Origin of the sequence: Brenneria uluponensis (assembly GCF_032395385.1) — a bacterium.
GTDB lineage: Bacteria > Pseudomonadota > Gammaproteobacteria > Enterobacterales > Enterobacteriaceae > Prodigiosinella > Prodigiosinella aquatilis.
The window spans coordinates 2795979-2809091 of the sequence record NZ_CP135917.1 but is presented as its reverse complement, the minus strand read 5'-3'; the positions used below and the strand labels follow the sequence as shown (position 1 = coordinate 2809091).

Sequence of the window (13113 nt, the reverse complement as noted above, 5' to 3'; positions counted from 1 at the left end):
TGCGAATAAGTGCAGCAGATAGTCCGAACTATCGCTCTGGCGTATAACAGTCTACCCAGACCCCACCGCGTGATGCTGGGGTCGCTAACTGTAGTCACCCTGGCCGTCGCTGTCTGGCGGCCATTTGTTTATCCTCCGGTTACTAATACGCCTGGCAGTAAAACTGAAACCCTATCTTCACAATCACTCACTCCGTCTGCAAGTGAACCGTTGGATGCCACTCCTGCCGCGCCTCCGACAGCGTCTGCAGAATCTACGGAAATGAACAGCGAACCACTTGATCAGCCAGCACCGGGGCAGGATATCCCGTCTGATGAGCTGGACGATAAAGTGTCTGATGATAGCGGATCTCACGAGTATGTGGTGTCGGCTGGTGATACCCTCAGCAGTATTCTGACTCAGTATGGTATTGATATCGCCGATATCACTGCACTGGCTGAGCAGAATCCCGCATTGCGTAATCTGAAAATCGGTCAGCAGATCACCTGGCAACTGGGTGATACCGGTCTGTTGCAAAGCCTGCACTGGCAGGTTTCCCGTCGTGAATCCCGTACCTATCAACGTATTGGCGATAATTTCAAAGAGTCCATCGAGAATGTTGAAGGTGAGTGGCATAACAGTGTAATCGCCGGACGGCTGACTAGCAGTTTTGTTAACAGCGCCCGCAGTGTCGGATTAACCACCAACGAGATTAGGGAAGTCATCAAAGCATTGCAGTGGCAGTTGGATTTCCGCAAATTGCATAAAGATGACAGTTTTGCGGTATTGATGTCCCGCGAAGTGCTGGCTGGCCACAATGAGCAGAGCGAACTGCTGGGTGTGCGTCTGAGAAGTGGCGGCAAAGATTATTATGCGTTCCGTGCTGACGACGGCAAATTCTACGATCGGGAAGGTTCAGGACTCTCACGCGGTTTCTTGCGTTTCCCCACCATGAAACAGTTCCGGGTTTCTTCCAACTTTAATCCGCGGCGCCTTAACCCGGTAACGGGGCGTGTGGCACCCCATAGAGGTGTCGATTTTGCTATGCCGGTTGGTACGCCAGTGTTGGCGACCGGTGATGGTGAAGTCGTGGTGGCTAAACGTGATCCCCTGGCAGGGAGTTATATCGCTATTCGTCATGGACGCCAGTACACTACGCGTTATATGCACTTGCATCGGCTGCTGGTGAAACCCGGTGAGAAGGTGAAACGCGGTGAACGTATTGCATTCTCTGGTAATACGGGCCGTTCAACCGGACCACATCTGCATTATGAGGTTTGGATCAATCAGCAGGCGGTAAATCCGCTAACGGCGAAACTGCCACGTTCTGAAGGGTTGAGCGGTAAAGAGCGCCGCGATTATCTGGCCCAGGTACGTAAAATGGCGCCCCAGTTGCAGTTTGATTAATACCTGAGTTCATTTATCCAGCCGGTAGCCAGTGTGCTGCCGGCTGTTTTTTATTCGCGGTTATGTCACGATTTTCTGCTATATCGGTGAGGTTAATTGCGAAACAATGGTTAGCAATTATTATTGCCGCGTAATTGTTATGAAGAGTTGATGCATGGAAAGAGAGCAAAAAGCTAACATTGAATATATTCCCCGGTTCCGTCGCGAGTTTTTTCATCCTCGTTATTGGGGGGTGTGGCTGAGTGTCGGGATGATGATCGTGGTTGCCTGCATTCCTGGGCGTCTGCGTGACCCGGTACTGGGTGCGCTTGGCCGTCTGGTCGGGCGTGTGTCACGTGGCGCACGGCGACGTGCTCGCATCAACCTGCTGTATTGCATGCCGGATGTACCCGAGTTACAGCGGGAAAAAATCATTGATGACATGTTTGCCACCGCCACACAGTCCATGATTTTGATGATGGAGCTGGCGGTCATTTCTCCCCGGCGGGTGAATGAACGAGTGCGCTGGCATGGTTATGAGATCATTGAACAACTGGAAGCCCAGCAGCGTAATATTATTTTTCTGGTGCCACATGGCTGGGCTGTGGATGTCCCGGCGATGCTGATCAGTTGGCGTGGTCACCGGATCGCGGCCATGATGCATAATCAGAAAAATCCCTTGGTGGATTATCTGTGGAATGCATTGCGTATCCGCTTCGGTGGGCGTGTGCATGCACGTAACGACGGTATCAAACCGTTTATCAACTCGGTAAGAAAAGGGTATTGGGGATATTATCTTCCTGACCAGGATCATGGGCCGGAACACAGTGAATTTGTGGATTTCTTCGCGACCTATAAAGCCACATTGCCTGCGGTAGGGCGTTTGATGAAAGTGTGCCGGGCCGAGATTGTGCCGTTATTCCCGGTATATAACGCGAAAGAATCCCGATTGGAAGTCTATATTCGCCCGCCGATGAGCGATCTGGACGGTGCCGATGATACTTATATTGCCCGGCGGATGAATGAAGAGGTCGAAACGCTGGTGCGACCTTACCCGGAACAATACACCTGGATTCTGAAAATACTGAAAACACGTAAATCAGGCGAGACAGAGCCATATTTACGCAAGGATCTTTATCCGCGTAAGTAACCGTGGCGCATCAGGATTCAGGGCGAGTGTTTAGAGCAAGTGCGGTGATCCCCGTTAAAAACGGGGGTCACATCGGATATTTTTTATTGATTAGACAGGGGGATTCCCGCTTGCTGAGCGGGAATCAACCGGTTATTCCACCCGCAGAATACGGATTGTATTCGTTGTGCCTATAGTTCCCATCACATCACCCTGAGTGACGATCACCAGATCGCCGGACACCAGAAAACCTTTGTCGCGCAATATGAGCACGGCGTCATTGGCGGCCACGACACCGTCAGTGTAGCCGGTAAACTGTACGGGTGTGACGCCACGATACAATGCGGTCAGGTTGAGCGTGTGTTCATGACGAGACATGGCGAAAATCGGCAGACCAGAACTGATACGGGACATCATCAGCGCGGTACGGCCAGATTCGGTCATGGCAATAATCGCGGTCACCCCTTTCAGATGATTGGCCGCGTACATGGCAGACATCGCAATAGACTCTTCGATGTTGTCAAACTGCACGTCAAGACGATGTTTGGATATGTTGATGCTGGGGATTTTTTCCGCGCCCAGACACACTTTTGCCATGGCGGCCACGGTTTCCGCCGGATACTGACCCGCCGCGGTTTCCGCCGAAAGCATGACGGCGTCGGTACCATCCAACACGGCGTTGGCGACGTCCATCACTTCCGCGCGGGTTGGCATTGGATTGGTAATCATCGATTCCATCATCTGCGTAGCGGTGATCACCGCACGATTCAGTTTACGGGCACGACGAATCAGTTTTTTCTGGATACCAACCAGTTCCGCGTCGCCAATTTCCACACCCAGGTCGCCACGTGCCACCATGACTACGTCAGACGCCAGAATGATGTCATCCATCGCTTCGTCGCTGGCGACGGCTTCCGCACGTTCCACTTTGGCAACAATTTTAGCGTTACAACCCGCATCACGGGCCAGACGACGAGCATAGTTCAGGTCTTCGCCGGTACGCGGGAAGGAAATTGCCAGGTAATCCACATTGATTTTGGCGGCGGTGATGATGTCTTCTTTATCTTTTTCAGTCAGCGCTTCGGCAGAAAGACCACCACCCAGCTTATTGATGCCTTTGTTGTTGGAAAGCGGGCCACCTACCGTCACTTCGGTAAACACCTTCATGTTTTCCACTTTCAATACTTTCAACTGTACCCGGCCATCATCCAGCAGCAGAATATCGCCCGGCACGACGTCACCTGGCAGGCCTTTATAGTCAATACCGACTTTTTCCTTATCGCCTTCGCCCTTGGTCATGTTGGCATCAAGCAGAAATTTATCACCGATATTGAGGAAAACTTTACCTTCCTTGAAGGTGGAAACGCGGATTTTGGGACCCTGGAGATCGCCAAGAATAGCGACATGACGGCCAAGTCTGGCCGCAATTTCACGAACTTTATTGGCACGGATTATATGATCTTCGGGGATGCCATGAGAAAAATTCAGGCGGACTACATTCGCGCCTGCGGCAATAATCTTTTCCAGATTATTGTCGCGGTCAGTAGCCGGCCCCAGTGTGGTAACAATTTTGGTTCTTCTGAGCCGTCTGGACATGTATAACTCCGTTGACTAGTGAAGCTGTTGTAGTGCGGTAACGTCGGATAACGCGAATGAAATACTACTTTTACAATAAAACTATTTCACCATTGTTATCCGGATGCCGTGAGGTTATTGATTATTATATGGGTGAGCTGCCCGTACCGCTAAAAGAAGTACACCCTCACCCTGCATCATACCAAATTAACCAAAGGGTTTGCTGAATCGTTCTTCCTTATCAAAACGCGATTCTCGTAATGCTTCCTTGACACGCTTCAAGTTATCCCGGAATTTTGCGCCGCGACGCAAGGTAAATCCGGTGGCCAGCACATCAATCAATGTAAGCTGGGCAATTCGCGATACCATTGGCATATAGACATCGGTATCTTCCGGTACTTCCACGCGTAGAGTGAGTGAGGCTTCCCTGGACAGCGGTGTATCGTCTGAGGTAATGGCGATAACGGTGGCATCGTTTTCACGGGCCAGATGTGCCATTTCCACCAGGCTTTTCGTGCGGCCGGTGTGCGAAATCAACACCACTACATCGCCTTCACCCGAGTTCATGCAGCCCATACGCTGCATCACCAGATCATCAAAGTAAACCACCGGAATATTAAAACGGAAAAATTTATTCATGGCATCGTGAGCGACGGCCGCCGACGCACCAAACCCGAAGAAAGAGATCTTTTTGGCTTGCGTGAGCAGATCCACGGCGCGATTGATGGCAGCAATATCCAGACAGGATTTCACGTGTTCCAATCCCGCCATGGTGGATTCAAAGATCTTACTGGTGTAGGCCTCCACCGTATCATCTTCTTCTACATTGCGGTTCACATAAGGTGTGCCATTAGCCAGACTTTGGGCCAGATGTAGTTTAAAATCAGGGAAACCTTTGGTCTCAAGGCGGCGACAGAATCGATTGACCGTGGGTTCACTGACTTCAGCCACACCGGCCAGTGTGGCGATACTGGAATGAATGGCTGTCTGGGGTGATGCGAGGATGACTTCAGCCACTTTTCGTTCAGATTTACTCAGCAGCTCCAGATAGCTCTGGATTTTTTCCAGCATATTCATAAGACAAAGACCATCTATGGTATTTTCGATTTCAGCCAAAGGTGAAACCAATACGGGGTTTGTGGAAATATACTACGGCCCTGTAAAGGTTGTTAGAGAACAACATGCGAAGTTATGTGCTTTTTTTCCAGAACATGACTTGTGTCTAACTTTCAGAATAGTAATCAACTGTCATAAAAGACAGAAAATTTCTTTTTTTGATGATTTTGTAGCCTATTTACCCGTGTTTACACCTGCGATATGAAGTATTGTCACATTAGAAGCAATATTTCTTGTTATTTTATTACGGGTTTACTGGTTATAGTCAAAAAGAGTACATTATTACTGTAATAAAATTACAGCATCCTGCTATGAGGAGATTGAAAATGGCGGTAACTTCTACAGCCCAGGCGTGTGACCTGGTGATTTTCGGTGCGAAGGGCGATCTGGCGCGCCGTAAATTGCTGCCTTCACTGTATCAATTGGAAAAAGCAGGCCATATTCACCCGGATACCCGTATTATCGGCGTGGGCCGGGCGGAGTGGGATAAAACCGCTTATATCGAGGTGGTGAAGGAAGCGTTTGATACCTTTCTCAAAGAGCCGCTGGATGCAACATTATGGAAAACACTGAGCGAACGGCTGGATTTCTGCCAACTGGATGTTGAGGATACCGCCGGGTTTGAGCGCCTGGGAGCGATGCTCGATCAAGAAAATCGCGCCACCATTAACTATTTTGCCATGCCGCCCAGCACCTTTGGTGCGATCTGTCGTGGCCTGGGTAAAGCCGGGCTGAACAAAGAACCGGCTCGTGTGGTGATGGAAAAACCGCTGGGTACTGATCTGACGTCGTCACGGGTAATTAACGATCAGGTGGCGGAGTACTTTAACGAATGCCAGGTCTATCGCATTGACCACTATCTGGGTAAAGAAACCGTACTGAACCTACTGGCGCTGCGTTTTGCCAATTCGCTGTTCGCGAACAACTGGGATAATCGCACTATCGACCATGTGCAGATTACCGTGGCGGAAGAAGTGGGGATTGAAGGACGTTGGGGCTATTTTGACCAGGCCGGTCAAATGCGTGACATGATCCAAAACCATCTGTTGCAAATCCTGACTATCATTGCCATGTCGCCGCCATCTGATCTCAGCACTGACCGCATCCGTGATGAAAAAGTGAAGGTGCTGCGCTCGTTGCGCCGTATCGACCGTACCAACGTGCATGAAACCACGGTACGCGGGCAGTATACCTCGGGTTTTGTACAAGGTAAGAAAGTGCCCGGCTATCTGGAAGAAGAGGGCGCCAATAAGTCCAGCAGCACCGAAACGTTCGTGGCGATTCGTGTGGATATTGACGATTGGCGCTGGTCCGGTGTGCCATTTTACCTGCGTACCGGTAAGCGACTGCCGAGCAAATGTTCTGAAGTGGTGGTGTATTTCAAAAATCCGGTGTTGAATCTGTTTCATGATTCTTATCAGCAGTTACCACAGAACAAGCTGATTATTCGTTTACAGCCGGATGAAGGTATTGAAATCCAGATCCTGAACAAGATCCCAGGGCTGGAGCATAAACACCGGTTGCAAACCACCAAGCTGGATCTGAGTTTCTCCGAAACCTTTAATCAACAGCATCTGGCTGACGCCTATGAGCGTTTGCTGCTGGAAACCATGCGCGGCATTCAGGCGCTGTTTGTTCGTCGTGATGAAGTAGAAGAAGCCTGGAAATGGGTTGATTCCATTATGGAAGCCTGGGGCATGGACAATGATTTACCTAAGCCTTATCCAGCGGGGAACTGGGGCCCGGTTGCCTCGGTTGCGATGATTACCCGCGATGGACGCTCCTGGAATGAAGTAGAGTAATGGCGCCGCCACCCTGGTTTTTTGGGGTGGTCGTTTGTCGGGTTTTTTTGTGTAGCTAACGGTGCGGTCGGACATCCGTGGGTAACTGTGGATCCCTGTGGCAGGGGCGCGCCAGACAATTAATGATGCCCCTTGCGGGCATGACTGGAGATTACCCTAGATGAAAAACTGGAAGACCAGTGCGGAACAGATTTTGACAGCCGGTCCGGTTGTTCCTGTGATTGTGATTAACAAGTTGGAACATGCCGTACCTATGGCAAAAGCCCTGGTAGCTGGTGGTGTCCGTGTGCTGGAACTGACACTACGTACTGACTGCGCGGTAGACGCGATTCGCCTGATTGCCAAAGAAGTCCCAGACGCTATTGTCGGTGCCGGTACGGTGACCAACCCACAGCAATTGGCGCAAGTGACTGAAGCCGGTGCGCAGTTTGCCATTAGTCCGGGTCTGACCGAACCGCTGCTGAAAGCGGCTATTGACGGCACCATTCCATTGATTCCGGGTATTAGCACTGTGTCTGAATTGATGCTGGGGATGGATTATGGATTGCGTGAATTCAAATTCTTCCCGGCGGAAGCCAATGGTGGTGTGAAGGCGCTACAGGCCATTGCCGGGCCATTCGGGAAAATCCGTTTCTGCCCGACCGGTGGGATCACACCGAAAAACTATCGTGATTATCTGGCACTGAAAAGCGTGCTGTGCGTAGGGGGTTCCTGGTTGGTACCGGTGGATGCATTGGAAAGCGGTGATTATGCGCGTATCACCGAACTGGCTCGCGAAGCGGTGGCTGGCGCCAAGGCATAAGGCCATATTCCCGCCCAACGGGCGGGAATCTATCGGTTACTCATTCAATTCGTGTTGGTGTCAGACATCCTTTCCCGAAGATAACGCCTGGCCTGATCCACCCATCTTCACGCAGGGGCGTTCAGCCGCTGACTTTCACCGCGCTGGCCGTCGCTTTTGCCAGTTGGACCGCCGCATCCGTATTTTCCGCAGTGGACAGCGCCACGCCCATACGGCGCTTACCGCTAATTTCCGGTTTGCCGAACAGTCGAATCTGGGTATGCGCTTGCAGCGCCTGTTCCAATCCGTGGAAGCGAACGTCATTACTGGTCAGCTCCGGCAGGATCACCGCTGAGGCGGATGGGCCATACTGACGGATGGCGCCAATCGGCAAGCCCAGAAACGCCCGCACATGCAGCGCAAATTCAGACAAGTCCTGAGAGATCAGCGTGACCATCCCGGTATCGTGTGGCCGGGGAGACACTTCGCTGAAAATAACCTCATCACCACAGACAAACAGTTCAACGCCGAACAGACCGAAACCACCCAATGCTTCCACCACTTCGCTGGCAATGTGCCTGGCCCGCGCCAGTGCTTCACTGCTCATCTGTTGCGGTTGCCAGGACTCGCGATAGTCGCCATCTTCCTGACGATGACCGATCGGGTCGCAGAAATGGATACCGTCAACGGCATGGATAGTCAGCAATGTGATTTCAAAATCAAATTGCACTAGCCCTTCCACAATCACTTTGCCACCGCCGGCCCGACCGCCTTCCTGCGCATAACGCCAGGCACGTTCCAGTTGCTGTGGTTCACGAATCAGGCTCTGACCTTTACCAGAAGAGCTCATTACCGGTTTTACAATACACGGGTAACCGATGGCGTTAACCGCCTGATGGAAGCTGGCTTCACTGTCGGCGAAATGATAACGGGAGGTGGGGAGTCCCAGGGTTTCAGCCGCCAGACGGCGAATGCCTTCACGGTTCATGGTCAGCCGGGTGGCTTGCGCGCAGGGCACGACATGATGTCCCTGTTGCTCCAGCGCGACCAGCATGTCGGTGGCGATGGCTTCAATTTCCGGCACGATATAATCCGGACGTTCGCTTTCCACCAACTGCTTTAACGCCTCGCCATCCAGCATGTTAATGACATGGCTGCGGTGGGCAACCTGCATCGCCGGTGCATCAGCATAGCGGTCGACGGCAATGACCTCGATCCCCATACGCTGACATTCAATCGCCACTTCTTTTCCCAGTTCGCCAGAGCCCAGCAACATAACGCGGGTCGCGCCGGGACGCAGAGCCGTTCCCATTGTTAACATAACTTTAGTACCTGATCGGGTTGTAAAAATCGCCGCAGTATAAACGAAAACGTTTGCGTACGCATCCGTACCGGATTATAGCTAAATGCACAGCAACTGTTATCGGGATGCGTGATCACGCCTGGATTCGGATGAAAATTCGTGCCACTCTTTTCCCCCATTGTCTGATGCTCCTGTATAGCGAATTTTATTTTTTCACCAGAAGGAATTACGTGTCATGAAAGCCCCGCGCGCTGAAAAGCGTCCCCATCCATTAACCCGGCATGGAGAAACCCGCATTGATAACTATTACTGGCTGCGCGATGACCAGCGTAACAATCCGGATGTACTGACCTGGCTGGAGCAGGAAAACCGCTATAGCGAACAGGTTATGGCGCCCTGCCAAGAGCAAAAACAGGCGCTCTATGATGAAATGGTGCAGCGTATTCCCCGTGAAGATACCTCCGTACCTTATGTAAAGAATGGCTACCGCTATCAGAACCGTTATGAGTCGGGTAAAGATTATGCGGTTTATCTGCGCCAGCCAGTGTCAGCGACGGAACCGTGGGAAACGTTGCTGGATGGCAACCAACGAGCGGAAAATGGCGACTTTTACGACGTGGGATCACTGGATGTCAGCCCGAACAATCGTCTGATGACGGTTTCGGAAGATTTCCTCTCCCGTCGCCAATATGATGTGCGCCTGCGTGATCTCACCACCGGCGAATGGTTGCCGGACCTGATCGAACATGTTTCGGCTGTCACCGAATGGTCCGCCGATTCCACGGCCATCTATTATGTGCGCAAACATCCGCAGACGCTGCTGCCATATCAGGTTTACCGCCATCGCATCGGCAGCGATCCTCAGCAAGATGTACTGATTTACGAAGAACAGGACGATACCTATTACGTCAGCCTGGAAAAAACCACCTCTGAACGTTACATCCTGATTCATCTCAGCAGTACCACCAACAGTGAAGTCCTGTTGCTCGATGCCCGTGATCCGCAAGCCATGCCACAGATGTTTGTGCCGCGCCGTAAGGATCATGAATATGATCTCGACCATTATGGTGACTATTTTTATCTCCGCTCCAACAGAGAGGGTAAAACGTTCGGCCTGTATCGTGCCACTGACGGGCAGGAGGCGCAGTGGGGGACTCTGATTGCTCCAAGAACGGAATGTATTCTGGAAGGATTCTCGTTGTTCCGCGATTGGTATGTGGTGGAAGAACGGTCGCGAGGGTTGACCCATATTCGCTATATCGATTGGCAGAGTGGTACGGCGCAGTGCATCAATTTTAGCGACCCCAGCTATGTGACCTGGCTGGCGTACAACCCGACGCCGGAAACCTCACGACTGCGCTATGGCTACTCCTCAATGACGACGCCCAGCACACTGTATGAGTTGGATATGGCTACCGGCCAGCAGCAACGATTGAAGCAGGCCGAAGTGAAAAATTTCAACACTGAGGACTATTGTAGCGAGCGACTATGGATTATCGCGCGCGACGGTGAAGAGATACCGGTATCACTGGTATACCATCGCCAGACGTGCCAACTGGGGAAAAATCCGCTGTTGGTGTATGGCTACGGCGCTTATGGCAGCAGTATGGACCCTGAGTTCAGTGTCAGCCGTCTCAGCCTGCTCGACCGGGGGTTTGTCTTTGCGCTGGCCCATATTCGTGGCGGGGGTGAGTTGGGGCAAGCATGGCATGACGATGGTCGTTTGCTAAACAAGATGAACTCTTTCACTGATTTTATCGATGTATCCCAGTCGCTGCTGGCACAAGGGTATGGTGACCCGCAACAGGCGTTTGCCATGGGCGGCAGTGCGGGGGGATTATTGATGGGCGCGGTAGTGAATATGGCACCGGAATTGTTTAAGGGCGTAGTCGCGCAGGTGCCGTTTGTGGATGTATTAACTACCATGCTGGATGAGTCGATTCCACTAACGACCGGTGAGTATGATGAGTGGGGAAATCCGAACCAGCCCGAGTATTACCATTATATCGGCCAATACAGTCCCTATGATGGTGTGAAGGCCCAGCATTACCCACACATGATGGTGACCACCGGCTTACATGATTCTCAGGTGCAATACTGGGAACCGGCAAAGTGGGTAGCTAAATTGCGGGAATTTAAAACCGATGACAACCTGTTACTGCTCTATACCGATATGGAATCCGGTCACGGTGGCAAGTCTGGCCGTTTTACACATTATGAAGATATTGCGCTGGAGTATGCGTTTATCCTGATGATTCGGGAGAAGGTCTAGTCAGAGGGTTATTCAGAGTAAACCCGCTGGCGCGGGTTTACTTGTCGTGGCAAGGTTGGGGTTAAACAATGTCTGTTTGTTGGCCTTTTTTGGCACGTTTTTCAGCGCGCTTTTCAGCGGCCGTTTTCTGTGGTTTTTTCTTACCGTCCTTCTTGCTGTCCATTCCTTTACTCATACTCGCCTCTCTTGGTAAAAGTGTGGTTTGCCTGTTCATTAACCTCCTGTTTGCGTACAGATGCAAGCGAAAAAAACAGTTTTTAATGTCTAAAAATGTCATCTGCACACCTCGCTGGATAATGCCACAATCCTGTCATACCACTGCTTGCCGCGCCGCGCTGGAATAGTACTGATGGCTGATGCGTGGTTTGACAAGACATGTCGGGTTGTACCCAATCAGTGGCCGTCTCGACATAACGTAGTCTGGCAGATATGCTGCGGATTCTCCGGGACGCCTCCCGGTGCCACTCTCGTCGCAATATAACTGGAGAAAACCGTGTTTAACCTAAAATCACCTGCCATTTTGAGTACTGCTGCATTAGCGATTACTGTCGTTTTTTCCTCACCGGTGTTGGCGCATGCCCAGCTGAAAAGTCAGGAGCCGGCAGCCAATACACAAGTTAATGTCTCACCAAAAGTATTGAAGCTGAACTTCTCTGAAGATATTGAGCCGGCTTTCACTGGTATTGAACTCACCGGAAGCAATCATCAACGAATTTCAACGGCTAAAACCGAGCTCACGCCAGGGATGCATAATCAGTTGAGCGTCGTATTGGCAAAACCGCTGTCGAGTGGACGTTATCAGGTGAAGTGGCATGCGTTGTCAGTTGATGGTCATAAAACCAAAGGAGCCTATACCTTCCGCGTGAAGTAGATCATGACGCTAGAAACCTTGTACATCCTGTTACGCTGGCTGCATTTTACCTCGGTGATGTTACTGACGGGCAGTGCATTTTACAGCGCATTGCTTTCACCTAAGCATTTCAGGCCGCAATTGGCTGCACGTTTGCACTCGATCCTGATGAGCATGGTCTGGCTGGCGTTGTTGAGCGCCAGCGCACTGCTGGCAGTGCAAACCGGACTAATGAGCGGTGACTGGCATAACATCGCTGACTGGGAAACATGGCAAGCGGTGCTGGGCACCGAGTTCGGTATGGCATGGCGCTGGCAGATAATCCTGCCGCTCATCGCCGGTATTGCATTTACCTTGCATGGCGAGGTGCGACAACGAGTATTGTTGGTATCCGGTCTCGCTCAACTGTGTGGGTTAGCGTTTGTCGGACATGCAGTGATGCTGGATGGTTGGCCTGGCGCACTACAGCGTATCAATCAGGTTGTGCATCTGATCGCCGCTTCATTTTGGGTAGGCGGGCTATTGCCACTATTGATTCTGATGCGGGATAGACAGATGCAAAACCGCACCGATGCTATATGCATCATGATGCGTTTCTCTCGTTATGGACATCTGGCTGTGGCGCTTGTCATCGTGACCGGGATCATCAATAGCGTAATGATCCTTGGCTTGCCACTGGTTAGCTTCGCCCTTTACAGCCAGCTGTTGTCGGTGAAGATTTTTCTTGTCGCACTAATGGTAATGATAGCCCTGGCTAATCGTTACTGGCTGGTTCCTCGTTTGCGGCAGGAAAGCGCAACGGCACGGCACAAGCTTATACGCCTGACGCAACTGGAACTTGCTCTCGCGACAGTGGTACTCATGCTGGTCAGCATTTTTGCCACTCAGGCACCGGCTTGATACCCGCCAATGGCCAGCAT

The 13113-nt window shown here is 51.4% G+C and carries 11 protein-coding genes; 7 read left to right on the top strand and 4 right to left on the bottom strand.

Annotated features, from left to right (window positions below):
- Positions 1-9 precede the first annotated feature (9 nt).
- Both mepM and lpxM read left to right on the top strand, forming a co-directional pair.
- The gene (gene mepM / locus RS889_RS13135; protein WP_021015701.1) at positions 10-1386 is read left to right on the top strand and encodes a murein DD-endopeptidase MepM; all 1377 of its coding nucleotides are present in this window, start codon (positions 10-12) and stop codon (positions 1384-1386) included.
- Positions 1387-1540: 154 nt separating this feature from the next.
- Positions 1541-2515 carry a lauroyl-Kdo(2)-lipid IV(A) myristoyltransferase gene (gene lpxM, locus RS889_RS13130; protein WP_290182667.1) on the top strand — a complete coding sequence of 325 codons (975 nt, stop codon included), beginning with the start codon at positions 1541-1543 and terminating at the stop codon, positions 2513-2515.
- 132 nt (positions 2516-2647) lie between these two features.
- On the opposite strand, the gene pyk is transcribed toward lpxM, so the two are convergent.
- Entirely contained in the window at positions 2648-4090 is a 1443-nt protein-coding gene (gene pyk, locus RS889_RS13125) for a pyruvate kinase (protein ID WP_315707596.1), read from the bottom strand.
- A 186-nt stretch (positions 4091-4276) separates the two neighbouring features.
- Positions 4277-5146: a MurR/RpiR family transcriptional regulator gene (locus RS889_RS13120; RefSeq protein ID WP_021015704.1), complete on the bottom strand. Its 870-nt coding sequence runs from the start codon at positions 5144-5146 to the stop codon at positions 4277-4279.
- A gap of 365 nt (positions 5147-5511) precedes the next feature.
- On the opposite strand from RS889_RS13120, the gene zwf reads away from it, so the two are divergent.
- Together zwf and RS889_RS13110 are read left to right on the top strand one after the other, a co-directional pair.
- Entirely contained in the window at positions 5512-6987 is a 1476-nt protein-coding gene (zwf, locus tag RS889_RS13115; RefSeq protein ID WP_315707595.1) for a glucose-6-phosphate dehydrogenase, read from the top strand.
- 160 nt (positions 6988-7147) lie between these two features.
- Complete coding sequence (locus tag RS889_RS13110; RefSeq protein ID WP_021015706.1) at positions 7148-7789, top strand: bifunctional 4-hydroxy-2-oxoglutarate aldolase/2-dehydro-3-deoxy-phosphogluconate aldolase; 642 nt, start codon at positions 7148-7150, stop codon at positions 7787-7789.
- A 121-nt stretch (positions 7790-7910) separates the two neighbouring features.
- Here RS889_RS13110 and purT read toward each other — a convergent pair whose 3' ends face one another.
- On the bottom strand, positions 7911-9089 hold the full coding sequence (gene purT, locus RS889_RS13105) for a formate-dependent phosphoribosylglycinamide formyltransferase (protein ID WP_315707594.1): 1179 nt from the start codon (positions 9087-9089) through the stop codon (positions 7911-7913).
- Positions 9090-9306: 217 nt separating this feature from the next.
- Between purT and RS889_RS13100 the strand changes: the two genes are divergently transcribed.
- Positions 9307-11343, top strand: coding sequence for a S9 family peptidase (locus RS889_RS13100; protein WP_315707593.1), 2037 nt, complete (start codon positions 9307-9309; stop codon positions 11341-11343).
- A 61-nt stretch (positions 11344-11404) separates the two neighbouring features.
- Here the strand turns inward: RS889_RS13100 and RS889_RS13095 are convergent, their stop codons facing one another.
- A complete protein-coding gene (locus tag RS889_RS13095) occupies positions 11405-11620 on the bottom strand; it encodes a hypothetical protein (RefSeq protein ID WP_315711189.1) in 216 nt (71 codons plus the stop codon).
- 216 nt (positions 11621-11836) lie between these two features.
- Here RS889_RS13095 and copC point away from each other — a divergent pair, with 216 nt between their 5' ends.
- Both copC and copD read left to right on the top strand, forming a co-directional pair.
- Complete coding sequence (copC, locus tag RS889_RS13090; RefSeq protein WP_315707592.1) at positions 11837-12214, top strand: copper homeostasis periplasmic binding protein CopC; 378 nt, start codon at positions 11837-11839, stop codon at positions 12212-12214.
- A gap of 3 nt (positions 12215-12217) precedes the next feature.
- The gene (gene copD / locus RS889_RS13085) at positions 12218-13093 is read left to right on the top strand and encodes a copper homeostasis membrane protein CopD (protein WP_315707591.1); all 876 of its coding nucleotides are present in this window, start codon (positions 12218-12220) and stop codon (positions 13091-13093) included.
- Positions 13094-13113: the final 20 nt, after the last annotated feature.